Genomic DNA, 21,036 nt, shown 5'->3' on the forward strand with positions numbered 1-21,036 from the left:
ACGCGGACGACCCTCCGCCTTGCGATGCACCGCACCAGACGCCGCGGGCCCCGCCCTCCGGGCGGACGACGCTACTTTCGAAACACGCCCTAGACCGTGTTTGGGGAATTTCGACCGCGTGACACAACGATGTCCGACTGCCGCCAGCAAGGTCATCTTGCGGTGATCACGCTGGCGGTGGCTTCGTTCACTTCCAGCAGCAGCACGTGTCTGCGAGTTGGGAGGCGTCTGGCGTGTGGATGCGTCAGGTATGTTCACGTGCACTGACGTCACCGCAGAGGTGGGCAGGCGCAGGACTTGGCCTCGTCGGCAAGTACGGCGTCGTGGTGGGTCGCAGCGCGATTTTCGGCAGGCCGGGATGCACCTTCAACGCGGCCCGCTCCGCCGATGCGCGAGCCCGCACGACAACCAACTCGCCGTCGACCACTGCGTTTTCGATCATTACGCCTTCGACCTGGTGGAACCACAGGTCCTGGAGAAGCACATCACCCACGGCCGTTCATGATCGCGGTTGTGGTGACCCTCCGTGGCTCCGGCACTGAAAGTGATCCAGAACCAGAGGCAGGTCAGGCGGACATGTGGTGGGACTACACAGTTCGGGGGTGGAGTGTGCGTGCGCCCCCTATGCCTCCACTTCGAAGTCCGAGTGAGGAGTCTTGTACCCGTCACGTAGCGTCACGACGGTACTGGGCAGACCTGGGCTCTGTGGGCGGCCGGCCTATGTTCAGGCGTCGTACGTGTAGAAGCCGCGGCCGTTCTTACGGCCGAGGTGGCCTGCGGCGACCATGCGGCGCAGTAGTGCCGGCGGGGCGTACAGCGGTTCCTTGAACTCCTCGTACATCGACTCGGCGACGGCTTGGGCGGTGTCCAGGCCGATCAGGTCGAGCAGGCGGAGCGGGCCCATGGGGTGGGCGCAGCCGAGTTCCATGCCTTGGTCGATGTCCTGGGGCCGGGCGCCGCCGGACTCCACCATCCGGACCGCGCTGAGCAGGTAGGGCACGAGGAGGGCGTTGACGACGAAGCCGGAGCGGTCGGGTGCCTGGATGGGCTGCTTGCCGAGTTGCGTGGCCAGGTCGCGGGTGCGCTGCACGGTGTCCGGGCTGGTGGTGAGGGCGGGAACGAGCTCGACCAACTTCTGTACCGGAACAGGGTTGAAGAAGTGCATGCCGATGACCTGGCCGGGCCGCTCGGTGGCGACGGCGAGATCGACGACGGGGATGGAGGAGGTGTTGGTGGCCAGGATCGCCGCGGGGTCTTCGACCGCCTTGTCCAGGGAGCGCAGGACGTCGGTCTTGATCTCGCGGTTCTCGGCGACGGCCTCGACGACGAACTGACGGTCGGACAGGTCACTGAGGTCGTGGGTGAACGAGAGCCGGGCGAGGGCCTGGCCGCGCTGTTCCTCGGTGATCTTGCCGCGCTGCACGCCTCGGTCGAGGGAGGCGGTGACTCGACGGCGGCCTGCCTCGACGGCGTCGGGGGTGGCTTCGGCGACACGGACGTCGAGGCCGCCCAGGGCGGCGACTTCGGCGATGCCGGAGCCCATGAGGCCGCAGCCGACGACGCCGAGACGGGTGACGGAGTCCATGTGATGTCCTATCCGGTCAGTGGTGGTCAGACGTTGCGGCGGTATTGGCCGCCGACCTCGAAGAAGGCGTCGGTGATCTGCTGGAGCGAGCAGACGCGGGCGGCGTCCATGAGGACGGCGAAGACGTTGTCGCCGCCCACCGCCGCGTCCTTGAGGGCAGCCAGGGCGGCGTGGGCCGGCTCCTGGTGTCGGGCCTGGAAGTCCTGTACGCGCGCCAGTTGGGAGTGCTTCTCCTCCTCGGTGGCGCGGGCGAGTTCGATGACGCCGGGCCCGGCGATGTCGGCGTGCGGGTTGCGGAAGGTGTTGACGCCGATGAGGGGCAGGGTGCCGTCGTGCTTGCGCTGTTCGTAGAGCATCGACTCGTCCTGGATACGGCCGCGCTGGTAGCCGGTCTCCATCGCGCCGAGCACACCGCCGCGTTCGCTGATCCGCTCGAACTCCTGCAGGACGGCCTCCTCGACCAGGTCGGTGAGTTCGTCGATGATGAACGACCCCTGCAGAGGGTTCTCGTTCATCGCCAGGCCCCACTCCCGGTTGATGATCAGCTGGATGGCCAGGGCGCGGCGGACGGACTCCTCGGTGGGGGTGGTGACGGCCTCGTCGTAGGCGTTGGTGTGCAGGCTGTTGCAGTTGTCGTAGATCGCGATGAGCGCCTGCAGGGTGGTGCGGATGTCGTTGAAGTCCATCTCCTGGGCGTGCAGGGAACGTCCGGAGGTCTGGACGTGGTACTTCAGCTTCTGGCTGCGCTCGCCCGCGCCGTACTTCTCCTTCATCGCGACCGCCCAGATACGGCGTGCCACGCGGCCGAGGACGGAGTACTCGGGGTCCATGCCGTTGGAGAAGAAGAACGACAGGTTCGGGGCGAAGTCGTCGATGTGCATGCCCCGGGCGAGATAGGCCTCGACGTAGGTGAAGCCGTTGGCCAGGGTGAAGGCGAGCTGGCTGATGGGGTTCGCGCCGGCCTCGGCGATGTGGTAGCCGGAGATGGACACCGAGTAGAAGTTGCGGACCTTCTGCTCGATGAACCACTCCTGGATGTCGGCCATCATCCGCAGGGAGAACTCGGTGGAGAACAGGCAGGTGTTCTGGCCCTGGTCCTCCTTGAGGATGTCGGCCTGCACCGTGCCGCGCACGTTCGCCAGCGCGTGCGCCCGCAGCTCGGCCGCCTCCTCGGGCGACGGGTCGCGGCCCTCGGCGGCACGGAAGCGGTCGAGTCGCTGGTCGACGGCGGTGTTGAGGAAGAAGGCCAGGATGGTCGGCGCGGGCCCGTTGATCGTCATCGACACCGACGTCGTCGGCGCGACCAGGTCGAAGCCGTCGTAGAGCGCCTTCATGTCCTCCAGCGTGGCCACCGAGACGCCGGAGGTGCCGACCTTGCCGTAGATGTCGGGGCGTTCGTCGGGGTCGCGGCCGTAGAGGGTGACCGAGTCGAAGGCGGTGGACAGGCGGGTGGCGGGCTGGCCCTCGGAGAGCAGCTTGAAGCGCCGGTTGGTACGGAACGGGTCGCCCTCGCCGGCGAACATCCGCGCCGGGTCCTCACCGTCACGCTTGAAGGGGAACACCCCGGCGGTGAAGGGGAAGCGGCCGGGCAGGTTCTCCCCGCGCCAGAACCGCACCAGCTCCCCGTGGTCGGTGAAGCGGGGCAGGGCGACGCGGGGGATCTTGTTGCCGGAGAGCGACTCGCGGGTCAGCTTGGTGCGGATCTCCTTGTCACGGACCTTCACGACCTGCTCGTCGCCGGAGTACGACGCCACCACGGCGGGCCAGTTCTCGATCTGCTCGCTGATGTCGTGCGGGAGCCGCCTGCGCGCCTTGTCGAGCAGCGACTGCACGTTCTCGGCGTCGGAGCCGGCCTCGACGAGCTCGCCCTGGACCGTGTCGAGGCGCTGCACCCGCCGTGCCGCCTCAGCCAGTTGGCCGGTCTCGCCGTGGTAGGCGCGGACGGTGTCGGTGATCTCGGCGAGGTAGCGCACCCGGTCCGCGGGAACCACCTGCCGGATGCCGGAGGAGTGGCGAATGCCGACCGGCGCCAACGTGCCCTCCGACAGCGGCAGTCCCTTCTCGGCCAGGTTGGCCTTCAGGTGCTGATACAGCGCGGTGACGCCGTCGTCGTTGAAGGTCGCCGCCGAGGTGCCGTACACCGGCATGTCCTCGGGCCGCATACCGAACGCCTCGCGGTTACGGACCAGTTGGCGGCCCACGTCGCGCAGCGCGTCCTTGGCGCCGCGCCGCTCGAACTTGTTGATCGCCACCACGTCGGCGAAGTCGAGCATGTCGATCTTCTCCAGCTGCGAGGCTGCGCCGAACTCCGGCGTCATCACGTACATCGAGGTGTCGACGAACGGCACGATCGCCGCGTCGCCCTGGCCGATGCCCGGCGTCTCCACGATCACCAGGTCGAAGCCGGCGGCCTTCACGACGTCGATCACGTCCGCGAGGTGCTCGGGCAGTTCACGGCTGCCGCGGGTGGCCAGGCTGCGGAAGAAGACCCGGCTGCCGTCCAGGGAGTTCATCCGGATCCGGTCACCGAGCAGGGCGCCACCGCCGCGGCGACGGGTCGGGTCGACCGCGATCACCGCGATCCGCAGCTTGTCCTGCTGGTCGACTCGGAACCGACGCACCAACTCGTCGGTCAGCGACGACTTCCCCGAACCACCGGTGCCGGTGATGCCGAGCACCGGCACCGACCCGGCGGCAGCCGTGGCCCGCAGCTGTGCGAGGAACTCCGGGGACAGTTTGCCGAGTTCCGCACCGGTGATGGCACGGGCGATCGCGAACCGGTCACCGGCCAGTACGGCGGCCGCGCCGGCCGGCTTGCCGTCCCAGAGGTCGAAGTCGCAGTCGCGCACCACCGAGTTGACCATCCCGGCCAGGCCCATCCGCTGGCCGTCCTCCGGGGAGAAGATGGTCACCCCGCTGTTGCGCAGACGGGCTATCTCGTCGGGAACGATGACGCCCCCTCCGCCGCCCACCACGCGGATGTGGCCGGCGCCCTGCGCACGCAGCGACTCGACCAGGTACTCGAAGTACTCGACGTGCCCGCCCTGGTAGGACGAGACGGCCACGCCGTGTGCGTCCTCCTCCAGCGCCGCGTCCACGACCTCCCGCACCGAGCGGTTGTGGCCCAGGTGGATCACCTCGGCACCCTGGGACTGGAAGATCCGCCGCATGATGTTGATCGACGCGTCGTGCCCGTCGAACAGAGCTGAAGCGGTGACCAGACGGACAGGGTGCACGGGCCGGTGCAGATCGCTCATGAGGGCCTTCCCGGACGGAGCGGGGGTATTGCTGACGCCAGAGATACTAGGACGTCCTAGTAAATTGCTGGAGGTGATCGCCGTCACAGGTCGAGGACCAGGCGAGGCCCGCACGAGCGGGAGACACAGATGAGCATGGTGTCGCCGGCGGCCCGCTCGTCCTCGCTCAGCAGCGAGTCGCGATGGTCGGGTTTGCCGTCCAGTACGTCCGTCTCACAGGTGCCGCACGTGCCTTCCCGGCACGAGAAGTCCACCGCGACGCCTGCCTCCTCGACGGTTTCGAGTACCGAGCGGTCCGACGGCACGGTGAGGGTGAGCCCGGAACGAGCGAGTTCCAGCTCGAAGGCCTCGGCCGGGCCGGACCCGGTTGGCTGCGTCGGGGCGAACCGCTCGACGCCCAGCGTGCCGGGGGGCCAGCCCGCGCACTGCTCCTGCACCGCCAGCAGCAGGGGTTCGGGCCCGCAGGCGTGCACCAGGGTGCCCTCCTCGGGTACGCCGAGGTGGGCAGCGAGGTCCAGCAGGCCGTACTCGTCCTGCGGACGGATGAGGACGCGGTCCCCGTGCGCGGCGAGGCGGTCGAGGAACGCCATGGAGCTGCGGGTGCGGCCGCCGTACAGCAGAAGCCAGTCGTCTCCCGCGGCCTCGGCGGCCTCGACCATGGGAAGTATCGGTGTGATGCCGACGCCGCCGGCGATGAACAGATGGCGTGCGGCGGGCCGCAACGGGAAGTTGTTCCGCGGTCCGCGGACCCGCACGGTGGTGCCTTCGTGCAGGTGGTCGTGGACGTATGCGGAGCCGCCACGGCCCCGCGGCTCGCGCAGCACGGCGATCTGCCAGGCCGCACGGTCGGCCGGGCGCCCGCACAGGGAGTACTGGCGGATCAGGCCGCCCTCTTCACCGTCGTCGCCGTCCAGGAGTACGTCGATGTGGGCGCCCGGCGTCCAGGCGGGAAGCACACCGCCGTCGGGGCGGCGCAGGGTGAGGGAGACGACGCCGTCGGCGGCGGGGGTGCGGGTCGCCACGGTGAGGGGCGTCCAGGCGGGCAGTTGGTCGTTCATGGTGGGTCAGCTCCGGGATTCAGGCCTGCGTCGGCACATGAAGCAGCAGCGCGTCGCCCTGGCCGCCGCCCCCGCACAGGGCCGCCGCTCCGCTGCCGCCTCCGCGCCGTCGCAGTTCGGTCGCGAGGGTCAGCACCAGCCGGGCTCCGGTCATGCCGACCGGGTGCCCGAGCGCGATCGCGCCGCCGTTGACGTTCACCTTGTCCAGGGGGATGTCCAGCTCCCGTACGGAAGCCAGGGCCACCGAGGCGAACGCCTCGTTGATCTCGAACAGGTCCAGATCGGCGCACTTCAGCCGGCCGTCCCGGGACAGGGCGTCGCGGACCGCGCCGGCCGGCTGGACGAGCAGTGAGGGGTCGGGGCCCGCGACCGTGCCGTAGGCCCCGATCTCGGCGAGCGGGGTCAGGCCCTCCCGGCGGGCACGCTCCGCGCTCATCACGATGACAGCCGCGGCGCCGTCGGACAGCTGCGACGAGTTGCCCGCGGTGATCGTGCCCGCCCCCGAGAAGGCCGGCTTGAGCCGCCCCAGGCTCTCTGCGGTGCTCCCCGGCCGCACGCCCTCGTCGGTGTCGACCACCGTCTCGCCCCGGCGTCCGGCCACGGTGACGGGGATGATCTCCTCGCGCAGCGCACCCGACTCCTGCGCCTGGGCGGCCCGTTGATGGGACAGCGCGCTGTACTCGTCCTGCTCCTCGCGCGTCAGGGCGTACGGCTGCTGATAGCGCTCGGTGGCCGCTCCCATGGAGACGTCGTCGAAGGCGCAGACGAGGGCGTCACGGTCGAGGGCGTCCTCCACCGCGGTCGAGCCGTACTTCCAGCCGGTGCGTGATCCGCGCAGCAGGTGCGGGGCGCCCGACATGGACTCCATGCCACCGGCGACGACCACCTCGTGACGGCCGGAGGCGATCATGAGGTCGGCCAGGGCGATGGCGTGCAGACCGGACAGGCAGAGCTTGTTGACGGTGCTCGCGGGGACGGAGAACGGAATGCCGGCGCGGATCGCGGCCTGCCGTGCCGGGTTGGGGCCGGCCCCGGCCTGCACGACATGACCCATGACGACGGCTTCCACGGCTGCCGGGTCCAGGTGCACGGCGGCCAGCGCCGCGCCGATGGCGTGGGCGCCGAGGTCGACGGCGGACACCGTGCTCAGGGCGCCCATGAGTCTGCCGATGGGCGTCCTTGCTCCGGCGACGATGACGGATCCGGGCATGGCCGGGACCTCCTGGGGAGTGGGACGGGGTCAGGCGGCCGCGTCTACGGCACGTCGGGCGATCATGTGGGCCGTCTCGTTCACCGAGTGCAGAACGATCCGGCCGCCGGGCATGCGCCGCACCCGGCTGACGGACGTGTAGCCGGGGTGGAACCAGAACATCGTCGGCAGGCCGAGCACGGTCGCCAGGTAGGTGTTGGTGATCCCGCCGTGGCACACGACCGCGACCCGCCCGCCGGGATGGGCGTCGAGGATGGTGTCCATGGCCCGTACGGCTCGCGCACGGAAGGCGTCCCAGTCCAGATCCGGCACGAAGTCCTCGTAGCGTCCCTCGGCGAGCGCCGCCCCGCGGGGGTCCTCCGCGCCGATCTGCTCCGGTGGCGTGTAGGGGTGGGAGACGTCGGTGTCCCACTCGCGCAGGTCGTCGAGGACGGTGGCGGTCATGCCGGTGAGCCGTTCCAGGGGAGCCACCGTCTCGCGGGCTCGTTGGAACGGGCTGGTGTACAGGGCGTCGACGTCCTCGTGCACGAGCCAGGCGGCGAGACGCTCCGCCTGGGCGCTGCCCTCCGGCGACAGCCCCGGGTCGAACACGCCCGCCAGGGGGAGGCCGTGCCGGACGAGGAGGAGTTCGGTCATGGGTGATCCTTCGTACGCGTGAGGGACGGGCGGGTCGGCTCAGCCGGCGATGGTCCGTTCCGAGCTCCAATAGGGACGGCGCATCGCACGCTTGTCGAGCTTGCCCATCGCGTTGCGCAGCAGCTCGGGGACGAACTCGTACGACCTCGGGCACTTGTAGGCGGCGAGGCGGTCGCGGCAGAACCGGTCCAGGTCCTCGGTCGGCGGCTCGTCGGCCGCGGCCACGACCAGCGCCCGCAGCGACTCGCCGAAGTCCGCATCGGGCACGCCGATGACCGCGACCTCGGCGATCGCCGGGTGCTGCCGCAGGACCGCCTCGCTCTCGGCCGGGTACAGGTTCACGCCGCCGGAGACCACGACGTCCGCGGCCCGGTCGGTGATGAAGATGTAGCCGTTCGCGTCGACGTAGCCGATGTCGCCGAGCGTGAAGACGCCGGGGGAGAGATAAGCGGACCTGGTCTTGTCCGGGTCCGCGTGGTAGCGGACGCCCTGGTCTTCGGGTGCCCGGAAGGCCAGCAACCCGATTTCCCCGGGCGTCAGTTGACCGCCGTCGTCATCGGTGACCAGGACCTCGAACGGGGGCCGGACGCGTCCGACCGAGCCCGGGTTTGCCAGCCACTCGGTGCTGCTGATGCGGGCCACGGTCCCGGCTTCGCTGGCGCCGTACGACTCGGTGAGCACCGGGCCGAACCAGTCGATCATGGCTCGCTTCACGTCCGGCGGGCACGCGGAGCCGGTGTGGGAGACCTGCCGCAGGCTGGAGACGTCGTAGCGGCCGCGGACCTCTTCCGGGAGGGCGAGCAGCCGTTGGAAGTGGGTGGGCACCATCACCGTCGAGGAGACTCGCCACTTCTGCACCCGGCTGAGGAACGTCTCCGCGTCGTATCTGCCGAGGACGATGACCGGCTGACCGGCCGTCAGATGCCGCAGCGAGGTCAGCGGCGCGTTGTGCTGGAGGGGGCCGCACACCAGGTGCGGTCCCGGCGGGAATCCCGGCCGGGCGGCCATCGCGGCGAGGTAGGCGGCGCTGTCGGCGACCGGGCCGCTCACCCAGCGCACCTCGGTGCCGCGCGCCCGTCCGGTGGTGCCCGAGGTGTAGACGAGCGGAGGCCGGGCGGGCCGGTCCGTCGGGGCCGTGCGCCCGGCGGGCGCGGCCGCGAGCCATGCGTCCCAGGCAAAGGCGTGCCCCACTGCCGGGGTTCCGTGCATCACGACCGGAAGGCCCAGTTCCCGGGCCGCGTCGAGGGCGGCACCCGCGCCGACCGGTCCGGCGATGATTCCGGTCACGCCCGCGTCGATGATCTGGTCGACGAGTTCGCCCGACGTGAGGTTCCGGGATGTGGCCACGGTCCCCACTCCGGCACGCAGGCCCGCCAGATGGGCCACCAGCGTCGGGATCGCGTTGTCGCCGAGGACGGCGACCCGGTCGTCGGGGCCGGGCGCGAACTCCAGCAGCCGGGCCGTCGCCCGCGCCACCTGGTCGGCGAGGCCCGACCAGGACAGCACCCCCAGGTCGTCCGCCAGGGCGGGCTCGTCGGGTGTCTCCTGGGCGCGACGGTCGAGTGGCAGCAGCGACATGGCTCCTCCGGCGGCTCCTGGGCCTCTCCCGATTCGAAGGGAGAGGAGATGCGGAGACTGTAGCGTTTATCAAGAAAGTACGGAACACTCTGGTTCCAGGCGGAGTGATTTCCCCAAGTTTCAGAGGTTGGGGCGGTGTACTCCCGATCGCCGTTACTCAAACTGCCGTCTGGTAAGTATCCGAGGAGGATCCATGTCCCAGCCCGATCCGGACGCATGGCGCACACAGGTCCGGCAGTGGCTGGCCGGCGTGCTCGAACCGGCGCGGGCGCCGCAGTCCGCCACAGGGGCGGCCGACCTGGCCGTGTTCCACAACCTCCCGGAGGACGAGGAGCGCCTGCTGCTGGAGCGTTGCCGCGTCTACCAGCGCGCCCGCTTCGACGCCGGGTACCAGGCACTGACCCTCCCCGAGGACAAGGGCGGCGCGGGCCTGACCGCCGCCCATGTGGCAGCCTTCGCCGAGGAGGAGTCGGCCTTCGAGGTGCCGCCGTCGACCGAGCTGATCAGCGTCACGGTGCGCCTTGTCGGCATGGCGGTCTCCCTGTTCGGGACGGCCGAGCAGCGTGACACGTACGCGCGCGCGTTCCTGCGCACCGACCTGCTGGCCTGCCAGCTCTTCAGCGAACCCGGTGCCGGATCCGACCTCGCTGCCCTGCGCACCCGTGCCCGCCAAGAAGGCGACGAGTGGGTGATCGACGGTCAGAAGGTGTGGACCTCGGGCGCCCAGTTCGCCGACTACGGTCTGCTGCTCGCCCGCACCGACCCGGACGTGGTCAAACAGGCCGGAATCACCGCCTTCCTGGTCCCGATGGACGCCACCGGCGTGGAGGTGCGCCCCATCCGTCAGATGAGCGGCGGCGCCTCCTTCAACGAGGTCTTCCTCAGTGGCGTCCGTGTTCCGGACCGGCTGCGGATCGGGCGACCGGGCCAGGGCTGGGAGGTCGCCACCACCACCCTCGCCTTCGAGCGGACCGCCTCCGGCGGCGGCAACCGCCGCAAGGGCGGCACGTTCGCGGACGTCCTCGCGCTCGCCCGCTCCCTCGGCCGCACCGAAGACGCGCTGGTCCGCCAGCGACTCGCCGACCTGTACGTACGCGCCGCCCTGCGCGCGGCCACCGTGGACCGTGTCGCCAGGACGAGCGCCGCCGGCGGACGGCCGGGCCCGGAGGCGTCCCTGACCAAGCTCATGGCCTCCGACCTGCTCACCCGCACGGGACAGGTCGCCGCCGAGCTGATGGGAGCGCGGATCAGCGCCGACACCGGGGAGGCGGGCACCTTCGCCTGGGCGCAGCACCTGCTCGGCGCCCCCGGCTACCGGCTGGCCGGAGGCACCGACCAGATCCAGCGCAACCTGATCGGCGAACGGGTGCTGAAGCTGCCGCCGGAGCCGCGGGTGGACCGCATGCCGTTCTCACAGCTTCCCGGCAACTGAGGCGCCGGGTCCTTTTCAGCAGCAGCATTCGGCAGTCACATTCGGCAGTCGCATTCGGCAATCACAAAGGAGTGACATCGATGGATCTGGGACTGACAGGCGCGAAGGCGCTGGTGACCGGCGCGAGCCGGGGCATCGGCCGGGCGATCGCCACCACCCTGGCGGCCGAGGGCTGCGCGCTGGCGCTGTGCGCCCGCGGCGAGGAAGGCCTGGCCAAGACCGCCGCCGAACTGCGCGGCGAGGGCGCCACGGTGTTCGCGGAACCGGTCGACGTCACCGACCCGGCCGCGCTCGTGGGCTTCGTGGAGCGGGCGGCCGGTGAACTCGGCGGCCTGGACCTGCTGGTGTCCAACGTGTCGGCGGGCAACGTGAAGGGCCCCGAGTCCTGGGAGGCCAGCCTGCGCGGCGACCTGATCCCGTTCGCGGGACTCGTCGAGGCGGCCCTTCCGCACCTGGAGGCCTCCGACCGGGCCGCCGTCGTCGCCATCGGCACCACCAACGCCTCCGACACCGCGCGCCCGGCCGGAGCGAACTCGTACTCCGCGCTCAAGGCAGCCGTGGTCCAGCACGCGTCGGCCCTCGCGCACGCCCTCGCGCCGAAGGGCATCCGCGTCAACACCGTCTCGCCCGGCCCGATCGACTTCCCCGGCGGTGCCTGGGAGACCATCCGCGCCAGCCGCCCGGAGGTGTACGAGGAGGTGCTGGCCAAGCTTCCGGTCGGCCGTTACGGCACCGCGGAGGATGTGGCAGCGGCGGTGGCGTTCCTGCTCGGGCGGACCGGCTCCTTCTGCGTCGGGGTCAACCTCGTGGTGGACGGCGGGCTGCTCACCCGCGTCCAGTACTGAGCCGTGGCGGGCCCGGCCGGCCGCCTGGACGCCGTGTTGGTCTGCGGCGGCCGCTGGCACGACTTCGACTACGCGCGGCTCCGGCTGCTGGAGCTGCTCGGTGAACATCCACGGGTGCGGACGAGCGTGTATCAGGACTACGACTGCGTGGCTGCGCTCGAGAAGGCCGACCTGGTGGTCACCTACACCTGTGACGTCCGGCCCCGCCCGGCACAGCGGGCCGCGCTGGCACGGTTCGTCGAGCGGGGCGGGCGCTGGCTCGCCCTGCACGGCACCAACTCGGTGATCGAGCCGTCGGCGAGTGACGGACCGCGGGTGTTCACGACCCCGCGGCTCCTGGGGGAACTGGCGCCGGTGCTCGGCAGCCAGTTCCTGGCCCATCCGCCGATCGAGCCGTACGAGGTGCTGGTGACCCGGCCCGACCATCCGCTGGTCGCCGGGGTCGGCCCGTTCACGGTCACCGACGAGCTGTATGTGTGCGAGCTGCACGGGGAGTTGGAGGTGCTGCTGCACGCCGAGTACACGGGACCGTGCCGCGGTTTCGCCGAGGGTGACACGGCGGCCCTCGACGCCGCGCCCCGACCGGTGCTGTATCTCAAGCGGCACGGTCTCGGCGAGGTCTGCTACTTCACCCTCGGGCACTGCAGGGGCCGTTACGACGTACAGGACCTGGGCGTGGACGACACCGGCCGGGTGGATCGCGGGCCGTGGGAAACGCCGGAGTTCGTGACGGTGCTGCGGCGGTGTGTGGCGCGGACGGTGAACGGGCGAAACCCGGCAGAGGGGCGGGCCGGCACCTGAGCGGGGCTCGGGCGCCGGCCCTGCACGGGTCGCGGCTCAACCGTGCGGCAGTACCACCGCGCGGCCGTTGATGTCGCCGGCGTGCAGACGCTCGTAGGCCGTCGGCGCCTCGTCGAGGGTGAAGGTCTCGACGTGGGAGGAGACCAGCCCCTGTCGCGCCAGCTCGACGACCTCCATGAGTTCCGGGCGACTGCCCCAGTAGGGGAACGAGGCGGACACCTCGAACGGCAGCCCGCCGCCGAAGCCGACCGCCAGGGTGCCGCCGCCGATGCCGACGATCGTCACGTCGCCCGCCACCGCCACCGACGCCGCGGCCACCGCGAGCGTCGCCTCTGTTCCCACGAAGTCCAGCACCACGTCCGCTCCCGTCCCGCCGGTGAGCTCCCGGACCCCTGCGGCCGCCGCGCCGTCGGAGAGGAGCGTCTCGTGAGCGCCGACGGTGTGTGCCAGCTCGAGCTTCTCCTTGCTCACGTCGAGGGCGACCACCCTGGCCGGTGTCAGAGCGCGGAGCAGCTGTACGGCGAGGTGGCCCAGGCCGCCGACCCCGATCACCACCGCCGTGCTGCCCGGGACCAGCTTGGGCAGTGACTTCCTGATCGCGTGATAGGGCGTCAGCCCCGCGTCGGTGAGCGGGGCGGCCTGCGCCGGGTCCAGTCCGTTCAACGGCACCAGGTGGCGTGGCGAGTCCACCAACATGTACTCGGCGAGCGCGCCGGGGGAGCCGAGTCCCGGCGGCAGGATGCCGAGCCCGGCGGCGCGCGGGCAGCAGTTCTCCTTGCCCTGGGCGCAGTTGTGGCAGTGCCCGCAGCCCCACGGGCCGTACACCGCCACGTCGTCGCCTTCCGCCACTGCCGTGACACCGCTGTCCACGGCCGCGACCGTGCCGACACTCTCGTGGCCGAGCGTCATCGGCAGCGGGTAGGGGAACTGATCTTCGGGCCAGCCCATGACCGCCAGGTCGGAGTGGCACAGCCCCGCCGCCGTCACCTTCAACAGCACCTGGCCCGGGCCCGGTTCGGGCACGGGAACCTCGACGACCTCGGGGGCGTGTCCCACCCTCCGGTACTGCACAGCCTTCATGGTCGGATCTCCTTGCTGGTGGCGGGCGGGTTGCCGCTCTCCGTGGGAGTCCCGGCGCCGGCAAGCGAAGGGATTTTCTTCCGGCGGCGCAGCACGGCAGGCAGGGCGATCCGGCCACCCGTGAGGACCAGCGCCACGATGAGGACCGAGCCGGTGAACAGGCTCGCGGCCCACTGCGCGCTGGTGGCGAGCCCGAGTCCGGTGATGCCCGTGCCGAGCAGGAGGACGGCGAGCACCGTGCCCCAGGCGTTGAAGCGGCCCGCGCGCAACTGGGTCGCCCCGACGAACGCGGCGGCGTAGGCCGACAGCAGATACGGGGTGCCCGCGGTCGGCGATCCGGATCCGACCGAGGACGCGAAGACGATGCCGGCGAAACCGGCGAGCAGGGCGGAGGCCAGCAGGGTCAGAAAGCGCAGCCGGTCGGTGCGCACGCCCTGCAGCCGGGCCGCGTCGGCGTTGAAGCCGGTCGCGTACAACCGGCGCCCGGTGGCGGTGTGTTCCAGCAGGAACCAGATGGCGAGCGCGGCGAGCAGCAGATACAGCACCGGCAGGGTGATGCCGCCCGCGTCCAGCTGGGCGATGCTCGCGAACGGCTTGGCGAGCAGCTGCACACCGGTGATGGAGCTGTCGTTGGTGACCATGGTGATCAGGGACTGGATCAGCGCGCCGGTGGCCAGGGTGGCGATGAACGAGTCGACGCGCAGGACCACCACCACGATCCCGTTGACGACTCCGATCAGCAGTGCGGCGGCCATCGCCAGGGTGATCGCCGCGCCGGGACCGAGTCCGGCGGAGACCAGGAAGCGGGCGGTCAGCACGCTGGTGAGCGACATGGTGTAGGCGACCGAGAGGTCGAAGACGCGTGCGGCCAGTGGCGGTACGACGCTGAGTGCCACCAGGCCCGCCACGGCGTTGCCGTTGAGTACCTGCTTGACCGTGATGGTGGTCGGGAACGTGTCCGGCGCCCACACGGAGAAGAGCACGACGATGACCAGCCACACGTACACGGCGCCGATGTTGCGGAATGACAGGGCGGCCACCGCCCGCCGGCCCAGTGCGCCGGGGACGAACACCGCGGACCTGTGCGGTGCGGACGGCGGCAGCTCCGCCGCCCGGGTCGGTGTGGAAGTCATGTCAGAGGGTCCCTTCCAGGGCTCATGTCACTCGGTTCCTTCCATGGCGTGCAGGAGCGCGGGCTCGGTGATGTCCCGGCCGCTGATCTCCCGTGCGATCCGGCCGTCGCGCACCACCAGGACGCGGGTGCACAGCGCGAGCAGGTCCTGTGTGTCGGAGGAGGACACGATGACGCCCATGCCCTCGTCGGCCTGGCGCTCTATCAGGTCGTACAGCTGCAGCCGGGTGGCGATGTCCACGCCCGCCGTGGGCTCGCACAGCGCCAGCACCGGCGGACGCTGGGCCAGACAGCGGGCCATGACGACCTTCTGCTGGTTGCCGCCGCTCAGGGTGGTGATCCGCGCCCCGGGGCCGGCCGTGCGCACCCCGACCCGCCTGATCCAGTCCTCCGCCAGGGCGGACTCGCGGCGCCGGTGCAGCCGCCCGGAACGGGCGCGCAGCCGGTCCAGGAGCGGCAGGGTGAGGTTCTCGCCGACCGAGAAGTCGCCGATCACCCCCTCGCCGGCCCGGTCCGCCGGGACCAGGGGAAGGCCCAGGGCGCCGGCGTCACGCGCCTCGGTCCACCGCTCGGAGCGCTCCGGCAGCCGCAGCCTGCCGCTCAACGGCCCGGCATGCGCCCCGCACACGACGTACGGCACGACCTCGTGGCCGGAACCGACCAGACCGGTGATGCCCAGACGCTCACCCCTGCCCAGGTCGAGGTCGACCCCCCGCAGGGGCCCGGCCCACAGGTCACGGACCTCCAGGGCGGGGTCGGCGGGACCGGCGGAGGGCGCCGGGCGGTGGTCGGTCTCCGTCTCCTCGCCCGCCATCAGTTCCGCCAGCGAGCGCGGAGTGAGCTCGGAGACCGGGCGGGTGGCGATCCGGCGTCCGCCGCGGATGACGGTGACCCGGTCGGCGAGCGCGAAGATCTCGTCCATCCGGTGCGAGACGTACAGCACGCCGGCGCCGGCGTCGCGGACCTCCCGCACGATGTCGAACAGACGGGCCACCTCCCCGGGCGGCAGCACGGCCGTGGGCTCGTCGAGCACCAGGACACCCCGGCGGCCCTCCCAGCCCTGCAGCGCGGCGGCGATGGCCACCACCGCGCGCTGCACGGGGGGCGCCGTCAGCAGGGGACGGCGTACGTCGATGCCGAGACCGAACCGTTCGACGAGGGCGGTCGTGCGTCTCTCCATCTCCGGCCAGCGGATGTTGCCGAAGGCCGTGCGGGCGAAGCCGTGGCTGAGCGCGAGGTTGTCGATGGCGCTCAACTCGCCCACCAGCCCCAGCTCCTGGTGGACGAAGCGGAGCCGGTCGTGGCGGGAGGCCGTGACCTGGCCGAGGTCGAAGGGCTCGCCGTCGAGTTCGGCCACCGCACCCGGCTCCGCGTGGTGGAAGCCGGCGAGGATCTTGATGAGGGTGGACTTGCCGGAGCCGTTGGGCCCGATGAGGGCGTGGATCTCGCCGGGCGCGACCTCGAGGTCCACGTCCCTCAGTGCCTGGGTGCCGCCGAATCGCTTCGACAGGGCGGCCACCCGCAGTACCGGCCCGGTCAACTCAGGCCCCAGAGCGCCTTGAACTGCTTCTGGTAGCTCTCGACGATCGGGAAGTCACCGTCGGCGGAAGGCAGGTTGTCGTTGGTGACGAGCAAGTTGGGCAGCGTCGCCTTCTGGTCCACGGCCATGGACTGGCCGGTGAAGTGCCGGGCCAGCGCGTCGACCTGGAGCCAGGCCGTCTCATGGGAGTTCAGCGCCATCGCGCCGTCGGTGAGACCGCTCTGGATGTACTGGTAGTTCTGCGCGTCACCGACGTTGACCACGATGTGCTTGCCGGTGAGGCCGGCCGTCTTCAGCGCGGCGGGCACGCCCACGTTGAGCAGGCCCAGGGAGAAGACGACATGGGTCACCTTCGGGTGTGAGCGGAGATACGACACCACGCGGTCCGGCATGTCCTTGCCCACCGCGGTGATCGGCACGTCGACGTTGTCCAGCGCGCAACCGGCGCACCACTTCTTGTAGTTGGCCGCGAAGGAGTCCTTGACGGGCTTGAGGATCGTGTACGCCGGCAGATCGAAGTACACGGTGTTCGCCTTGGCGCCGCTGTTCGACACCACCCACGAGGCGAGCATCCGGCCCTGGATGCCGACGTCCTTCGGCCCGTTCTTCAGCAGGGAGATGCCGTCGCCCACCACGTCGTCGGCGTTGGACTGGATGACGGGGATACCGGCCGCCTTCAGCTGTGCCAGCTGCTTGGTGTAGACGGCACGCGGGAAACCGGAGGCGACGACGGCGTCCGGCTTGTCGCGTACGGCCTGTTCGTAGGCGGCCTGGACGGACTCCGGCGTGCCCTGGGTGGCGATCTGCTTCACCTTCCAGCCGAGTTGTCCCGCGGCGCCGGTGAAGAAGTCGGCGAGGTCCTTGCAGGACTGGACGCCGCACAGGATGAAGTCGATCTTCTTGCCCTTGGGGATCTGCTTGCCGACCGGCTGGGTGACGGAGATCGCGGCCGGGCGCTGCGCGTACGTCTTCAGAGCCGCGCGGGCCGCCGTCAGGCCGGGCGATCCGGGCGCCGCCGCCTGCGAGGAGTCGGCGGCCGGGGTCGTGCCGCCGGCGCACGCCGTCAGGGTGAGCAGGGCAGTGACGGGGACGATCGCGGTGAGGGCGCGGCGGACCGCGCGACCGGGTCTGGAACTCATCGTTGAGTACTCCCGTGGTGTGGCGCACGCAAGAGGTGCTGGGGAATGCAGGGCTGCGTCGATCGCCGACGTGGGGTACGGCGCGGGCACCCAGGGTGAGAGCCCCGGGGCGCTGGGGGCCGGGACGGGCAAAGACCGTTCCGGAACGGAGAAACTTATGAGGCACTACAGCCTCAAGTGGGTCGGAGTGTGACATGCCCCGGCGTGCTTGGGGAGAGGGTCGCCGCAAGAAAATCCAGGATCTCAAGCTGATTACGCGATGACCTCGGCAGATGCGGGCGCGTTCACCGTCGCGAGTGTTGCTCTCGACCGCAGCCCGTAACTACACTCGCTATAAAGTTTCTGCTGGAGGAGAGATGATGGACGAAATATCGGAGCCGGCCACTGCGCGGTGCCCCGGGCCCAGCGTCCAGGACTACCTCGACCAGGACAGCCGCCCGGTTCCCCCCGCCCTGAGGTACGAGCGCAACGACCACCTCGGCAGCGAGGACATCGACCACGCCCGTTTCACCTCCCGCGAGTGGGCCGAACGCGAGATGCGGCAGGTCTGGCGGCGCGTGTGGCAGTTCGCCTGCCTGGAGAGCGAGATTCCCGAGGTCGGCGACCACGAGGTCTACGAGATCGGCGACGACTCGCTCATCGTCGTGCGCACGGCCCCCGACGAGATCCGCGCCTTCGTCAACGTCTGCCTGCACCGCGGACGCAAACTGCGCACCGGCGGCGGCAACGTCAGCGAGTTCCGCTGCTCGTTCCACGGCTTCGCCTGGAACCTCGACGGCACGATGCAGACCCCGCCCTGTGCCTGGGACTTCCCGCACGTCACCCCGGAGAAGTTCGCCCTCCCCGAGGCCCGGGTGGCCACCTGGCGCGGCTTCGTCTTCATCAACATGGACCCGTGTGCCGAGTCCTTCGACAGTTATCGCGGCACCTTCGACGACTACTACATCTGGCCACTGGAGAACCGCTACAAGTCGCTGCACATCGGCAAGGTGCTGCCCTGCAACTGGAAGATCGCACAGGACGCGTTCATCGAGTCCTTCCATGTGATCGCCACCCACCCGCAGATGCTGCCGTGGCTCGCCGACGCCAACTCGCAGTACGACGTCATGGCGGACCAGCCGAACTGGAACCGGATGATCAACATCCAGGGCGCGCCCAGCCCGCACGTGGCGGAGTCCGTCACGGAGGAGGACGTCCTGGAGACCTTCTACGACTCGCGGGCGTTCTACGCCGCGGCCCAGGGCCGTGACCTGGTGATGCAGGAGGGCGACGAACTGCCGGCGATCCCGCCCGGCGGCACCGCCCGCCAGGTCCTCGCCGAGCGGATGCGCGAGCAACTGGCGGCCACCGCGCAGCAGGACTTCTCGCAGACCGCCGACACCGAACTGCTGGACGCCATCAACTACCTGCTGTTCCCCAACTTCAACCCCTGGGGCGGCGCCAAGTCCAACATCATCTACCGGTTCCGGCCCAACGGCCTCGACCCGGACTCCTGCACCGCCGAGATCATCTTCATGTCCTCCCCGAAGCAGCCCGGCGAAACGCCGCCCCCGGTGAAGATCCGCTGGGTGCCGGAGGACATGCTCTTCGCCGACATCCCCGAACTCGGCGTGCTCGGACCCGTCTTCGACCAGGACTGCGAGAACCTCCCCTACGTCCAGCAGGGCCTGAAGGCGATGCGCAAGCCGGGCATCACCCTGGCCAACTACCAGGAGAGCCGCATCCGCCACTTCAACCGGACGCTCGACCAGTGGATGGAGAAGTGACCCACCGCGTGGCGGTCAGGCCCCTGGGCGTCGAGCTCGAAGTCCTCGACGGCGAAGACCTGTTCACCGCCGCCCGGCGGCTCGGCTACCGCTGGCCCACCGTCTGCGGCGGCAGGGGCACCTGCCGTACCTGCTTCGTCCAGGTGGAGGACGGAGCCGAGAACTGTTCCCCGGTGGGCCCGCTGGAACGCGAGGGCATCGAGGCCCTGCGCAGGCCGGTGGACGGCCTGACCCGGCTCGCCTGCCGGCTCCGGGTCGAGGGCCCGGTGACCGTGACCAAGCGCGGCGTGCGCCGCCGAGTGCAGGAGTGAGGCCCTCCATGGCCAAGCAAGTGATCCACCCACTGACCGGGCATGTGTACCGGCTCACCGAGGACGGACTGGTCGAGGTGACCGACCCCAAGTCAGGGGCGCAGGGCGTCTTCGACTTCCAGGCCCGGTGGCAGTCGGGCGAACTGCGCCACGCCGACCTCCAGATGGCCGGCTGGGTCGGCCGCCTCGCCCAGCGGCGCACCCCGCCTCGACCGGAGGGGTGACGCCGTGTCCCCGCGCACCACCCGGGTGGTCTGTCTGGAACGCCGCCCCGAAAACGAGCCGACCCCCGGTGACTTCACCGTCCAGGAACGCCCCCTGCCACCCCTCGGTGAGGGCCAACTCCTCGTCCGCAACCTCTACATGAGCGTCGACCCGTCCATGCGCGGGCGGCTGGAGAGCACCGAGAAGCACTACACGCACAACTTCACCCCCGGATCACCGCTCGACGGCCGGGCCCTGGGTGTCGTGGAGGAGAGCCGCTGTCCCGGCGTGCCGCCCGGTGCCTACGTCCGCCACCAACTCGGCTGGCGGGAGCGGGCCGTGCTGGACGCGGCGGACACCGACGGAGCCGATCGCATCGACCCGCAACTCGCCCCGCTGCCCACCTGGTTGGGGCTGCTCGGCCAGACCGGATTCACCGCGTACGTGGGCCTGACCCGGGTCGCGGCGCTGCGCCCCGGCGACACCGTCTTCGTGTCGGCGGCGGCCGGGGCCGTCGGCACAGGCGCCGGCCAGTTCGCGCGCCTGCTGGGCGCGGACCGAGTCGTCGGCACCGCCGGCGGGCCGGACAAGTGCACCCTGCTGGTCAAGGAGTTCGGCTACGACGCCGCCGCGGACTACCGTGCCGAGCCGGTGCGCGACGCCCTGGCCCGGATGGCACCCGACGGCATCGACGTGTATTTCGACAACGTCGGCGGAGAGCAGCTCGCCGCCGCCCTGCACGCGCTGCGGACCGGTGGCCGGGTTGCCCTGTGCGGCATGATGTCGCAGTTCGGCGGCGCCCGACGGACCGTGGACATCAACAATTTGATCCAGGCGGTCCTCAAGCGGCTGACGCTGTGCGGTTTCATCGTCCGCGACCACGACGACCTGCGGCCGGAGTTCGAGCAGCGGGTCGCGGGCTGGCTCGCCGAGGGTCGGATCACCGCGCGCGAGACGGTGGTGGACGGCCTGGAGAACGCCCCGGGGGCGCTGCTGTCCCTGCTCGGCGGCGGAAACGTCGGCAAGATGCTGGTCAGCCTGGGCGATTCCGGCTGAAACGGCGCCCTTTTCGGCAGGCTGAAACGGAGCCCCCGCCCGGGGGCGCCGTTTCAGCGCATGGGGTGTGACGCGGCGACGGTGTGGGCCGTCAGGGAGACCCCGACCCGGGTCAGCCCCGCCACGGCCGCCCGGAAGTCCTTGATGTGCGCGGTGGAGAAGTGCTCGTCCAGGGCCTGCCGGGAGGTCCAGTGCTCGTACACCCGGATACGCCGCTCGTCGGCGGGATCGGCGGTCATGGCGTAGTCCAGACAGCCGGGTTCCTGCTCGCGGGTATGCCGGCCCAACTCGACGAGGGCCTTCAGCATGGCGTCGCGGTCGCCGGGCTCGTAGTCCATCCAGCCGGCGACGATGATTTCCTCTGCGGTTTTCTCTTCCATGGCGCGTCACCCGTTCCTTTCGTGGT

The 21,036-nt window shown here is 70.6% G+C and carries 19 protein-coding genes; 7 read left to right on the forward strand and 12 right to left on the reverse strand.

Features of this window, described 5'->3' with window-relative positions; genetic code table 11:
* Positions 1 to 244: 244 nt before the first annotated feature.
* The 7 genes from ACIBTS_RS47985 to ACIBTS_RS48015 form a co-directional block, all read right to left on the reverse strand.
* Positions 245 to 493 carry a hypothetical protein gene (locus ACIBTS_RS47985; protein ID WP_399328095.1) on the reverse strand — a complete coding sequence of 83 codons (249 nt, stop codon included), beginning with the start codon at positions 491 to 493 and terminating at the stop codon, positions 245 to 247.
* A 231-nt stretch (positions 494 to 724) separates the two neighbouring features.
* A complete protein-coding gene (locus ACIBTS_RS47990) occupies positions 725 to 1,585 on the reverse strand; it encodes a 3-hydroxybutyryl-CoA dehydrogenase (RefSeq protein ID WP_399328097.1) in 861 nt (286 codons plus the stop codon).
* 26 nt (positions 1,586 to 1,611) lie between these two features.
* On the reverse strand, positions 1,612 to 4,842 hold the full coding sequence (icmF, locus tag ACIBTS_RS47995) for a fused isobutyryl-CoA mutase/GTPase IcmF (RefSeq protein WP_399328099.1): 3,231 nt from the start codon (positions 4,840 to 4,842) through the stop codon (positions 1,612 to 1,614).
* Positions 4,843 to 4,925: 83 nt separating this feature from the next.
* Positions 4,926 to 5,900, reverse strand: a complete 975-nt coding sequence (locus ACIBTS_RS48000; protein ID WP_399328101.1) for a PDR/VanB family oxidoreductase — start codon at positions 5,898 to 5,900, stop codon at positions 4,926 to 4,928.
* 19 nt (positions 5,901 to 5,919) lie between these two features.
* On the reverse strand, positions 5,920 to 7,110 hold the full coding sequence (locus tag ACIBTS_RS48005) for an acetyl-CoA C-acyltransferase (RefSeq protein WP_399328103.1): 1,191 nt from the start codon (positions 7,108 to 7,110) through the stop codon (positions 5,920 to 5,922).
* Positions 7,111 to 7,140: 30 nt separating this feature from the next.
* On the reverse strand, positions 7,141 to 7,746 hold the full coding sequence (locus ACIBTS_RS48010; protein WP_399328105.1) for a histidine phosphatase family protein: 606 nt from the start codon (positions 7,744 to 7,746) through the stop codon (positions 7,141 to 7,143).
* Between the two features lie 39 nt (positions 7,747 to 7,785).
* Positions 7,786 to 9,324 (reverse strand): AMP-binding protein, encoded by a 1,539-nt coding sequence (locus ACIBTS_RS48015; protein WP_399328107.1) that lies wholly within the window; start codon positions 9,322 to 9,324, stop codon positions 7,786 to 7,788.
* A 193-nt stretch (positions 9,325 to 9,517) separates the two neighbouring features.
* On the opposite strand from ACIBTS_RS48015, the gene ACIBTS_RS48020 reads away from it, so the two are divergent.
* The 3 genes from ACIBTS_RS48020 (at position 9,518) to ACIBTS_RS48030 (ending at position 12,402) form a co-directional block, all read left to right on the forward strand.
* The gene (locus ACIBTS_RS48020; protein WP_399328109.1) at positions 9,518 to 10,756 is read left to right on the forward strand and encodes an acyl-CoA dehydrogenase family protein; all 1,239 of its coding nucleotides are present in this window, start codon (positions 9,518 to 9,520) and stop codon (positions 10,754 to 10,756) included.
* An 80-nt stretch (positions 10,757 to 10,836) separates the two neighbouring features.
* Positions 10,837 to 11,601 (forward strand): SDR family NAD(P)-dependent oxidoreductase, encoded by a 765-nt coding sequence (locus ACIBTS_RS48025; RefSeq protein WP_399328111.1) that lies wholly within the window; start codon positions 10,837 to 10,839, stop codon positions 11,599 to 11,601.
* Between the two features lie 3 nt (positions 11,602 to 11,604).
* Positions 11,605 to 12,402 (forward strand): ThuA domain-containing protein, encoded by a 798-nt coding sequence (locus tag ACIBTS_RS48030; RefSeq protein WP_399328113.1) that lies wholly within the window; start codon positions 11,605 to 11,607, stop codon positions 12,400 to 12,402.
* Between the two features lie 36 nt (positions 12,403 to 12,438).
* Here the strand turns inward: ACIBTS_RS48030 and ACIBTS_RS48035 are convergent, their stop codons facing one another.
* Genes ACIBTS_RS48035 through ACIBTS_RS48050 form a run of 4 tightly spaced genes read right to left on the reverse strand, consistent with a single transcriptional unit; the run spans position 12,439 to position 17,293 of the window.
* Positions 12,439 to 13,482 carry an NAD(P)-dependent alcohol dehydrogenase gene (locus ACIBTS_RS48035; RefSeq protein WP_399328115.1) on the reverse strand — a complete coding sequence of 348 codons (1,044 nt, stop codon included), beginning with the start codon at positions 13,480 to 13,482 and terminating at the stop codon, positions 12,439 to 12,441.
* Positions 13,479 to 14,615, reverse strand: coding sequence for an ABC transporter permease (locus ACIBTS_RS48040; protein WP_399328117.1), 1,137 nt, complete (start codon positions 14,613 to 14,615; stop codon positions 13,479 to 13,481). Before ACIBTS_RS48040 ends, ACIBTS_RS48035 begins: the two co-directional genes overlap by 4 nt.
* 27 nt (positions 14,616 to 14,642) lie before the next feature.
* Positions 14,643 to 16,154, reverse strand: a complete 1,512-nt coding sequence (locus ACIBTS_RS48045; protein ID WP_399328119.1) for a sugar ABC transporter ATP-binding protein — start codon at positions 16,152 to 16,154, stop codon at positions 14,643 to 14,645.
* Positions 16,151 to 17,293 (reverse strand): sugar ABC transporter substrate-binding protein, encoded by a 1,143-nt coding sequence (locus ACIBTS_RS48050; protein WP_399328121.1) that lies wholly within the window; start codon positions 17,291 to 17,293, stop codon positions 16,151 to 16,153. The genes ACIBTS_RS48045 and ACIBTS_RS48050 overlap by 4 nt, the downstream gene beginning before the upstream one ends.
* Positions 17,294 to 17,652: 359 nt before the next feature.
* On the opposite strand from ACIBTS_RS48050, the gene ACIBTS_RS48055 reads away from it, so the two are divergent.
* From ACIBTS_RS48055 to ACIBTS_RS48070, 4 genes are read left to right on the forward strand one after another with little or no spacing between them, the layout of a single operon-like run.
* Complete coding sequence (locus ACIBTS_RS48055) at positions 17,653 to 19,059, forward strand: SRPBCC family protein (RefSeq protein WP_399328123.1); 1,407 nt, start codon at positions 17,653 to 17,655, stop codon at positions 19,057 to 19,059.
* 8 nt (positions 19,060 to 19,067) lie between these two features.
* Complete coding sequence (locus ACIBTS_RS48060; RefSeq protein WP_399328125.1) at positions 19,068 to 19,370, forward strand: 2Fe-2S iron-sulfur cluster-binding protein; 303 nt, start codon at positions 19,068 to 19,070, stop codon at positions 19,368 to 19,370.
* Between the two features lie 8 nt (positions 19,371 to 19,378).
* On the forward strand, positions 19,379 to 19,594 hold the full coding sequence (locus ACIBTS_RS48065) for a transposase (protein ID WP_399328127.1): 216 nt from the start codon (positions 19,379 to 19,381) through the stop codon (positions 19,592 to 19,594).
* Positions 19,595 to 19,598: 4 nt separating this feature from the next.
* Positions 19,599 to 20,630, forward strand: coding sequence for an NADP-dependent oxidoreductase (locus ACIBTS_RS48070; RefSeq protein ID WP_399328129.1), 1,032 nt, complete (start codon positions 19,599 to 19,601; stop codon positions 20,628 to 20,630).
* A gap of 53 nt (positions 20,631 to 20,683) precedes the next feature.
* Here the strand turns inward: ACIBTS_RS48070 and ACIBTS_RS48075 are convergent, their stop codons facing one another.
* Positions 20,684 to 21,010, reverse strand: coding sequence for a putative quinol monooxygenase (locus ACIBTS_RS48075; RefSeq protein WP_399328131.1), 327 nt, complete (start codon positions 21,008 to 21,010; stop codon positions 20,684 to 20,686).
* Positions 21,011 to 21,036 lie beyond the last annotated feature (26 nt).

It is taken from the genome of Streptomyces sp. NPDC050121, assembly GCF_044460385.1.
GTDB classification, from domain to species: domain Bacteria; phylum Actinomycetota; class Actinomycetes; order Streptomycetales; family Streptomycetaceae; genus Streptomyces; species Streptomyces soliscabiei.

What these genes read in the sequence shown, in the direction of transcription:
- ACIBTS_RS48010 (WP_399328105.1), bottom strand. Translation starts at nt 7,746, where the DNA reads ATGACCGAACTCCTCCTCGTCCGGCACGGCCTCCCCCTGGCGGGCGTG.
- ACIBTS_RS48050 (WP_399328121.1), bottom strand. Translation starts at nt 17,293, where the DNA reads ATGAGTTCCAGACCCGGTCGCGCGGTCCGCCGCGCCCTCACCGCGATC.
- ACIBTS_RS47990 (WP_399328097.1), bottom strand. Translation starts at nt 1,585, where the DNA reads ATGGACTCCGTCACCCGTCTCGGCGTCGTCGGCTGCGGCCTCATGGGC.
- ACIBTS_RS48005 (WP_399328103.1), bottom strand. Translation starts at nt 7,110, where the DNA reads ATGCCCGGATCCGTCATCGTCGCCGGAGCAAGGACGCCCATCGGCAGA.
- ACIBTS_RS48040 (WP_399328117.1), bottom strand. Translation starts at nt 14,615, where the DNA reads ATGACTTCCACACCGACCCGGGCGGCGGAGCTGCCGCCGTCCGCACCG.
- ACIBTS_RS48020 (WP_399328109.1), top strand. Translation starts at nt 9,518, where the DNA reads ATGTCCCAGCCCGATCCGGACGCATGGCGCACACAGGTCCGGCAGTGG.
- ACIBTS_RS48015 (WP_399328107.1), bottom strand. Translation starts at nt 9,324, where the DNA reads ATGTCGCTGCTGCCACTCGACCGTCGCGCCCAGGAGACACCCGACGAG.
- ACIBTS_RS48055 (WP_399328123.1), top strand. Translation starts at nt 17,653, where the DNA reads ATGGACGAAATATCGGAGCCGGCCACTGCGCGGTGCCCCGGGCCCAGC.
- ACIBTS_RS48065 (WP_399328127.1), top strand. Translation starts at nt 19,379, where the DNA reads ATGGCCAAGCAAGTGATCCACCCACTGACCGGGCATGTGTACCGGCTC.
- icmF (WP_399328099.1), bottom strand. Translation starts at nt 4,842, where the DNA reads ATGAGCGATCTGCACCGGCCCGTGCACCCTGTCCGTCTGGTCACCGCT.
- ACIBTS_RS48075 (WP_399328131.1), bottom strand. Translation starts at nt 21,010, where the DNA reads ATGGAAGAGAAAACCGCAGAGGAAATCATCGTCGCCGGCTGGATGGAC.
- ACIBTS_RS48035 (WP_399328115.1), bottom strand. Translation starts at nt 13,482, where the DNA reads ATGAAGGCTGTGCAGTACCGGAGGGTGGGACACGCCCCCGAGGTCGTC.
- ACIBTS_RS48025 (WP_399328111.1), top strand. Translation starts at nt 10,837, where the DNA reads ATGGATCTGGGACTGACAGGCGCGAAGGCGCTGGTGACCGGCGCGAGC.
- ACIBTS_RS48000 (WP_399328101.1), bottom strand. Translation starts at nt 5,900, where the DNA reads ATGAACGACCAACTGCCCGCCTGGACGCCCCTCACCGTGGCGACCCGC.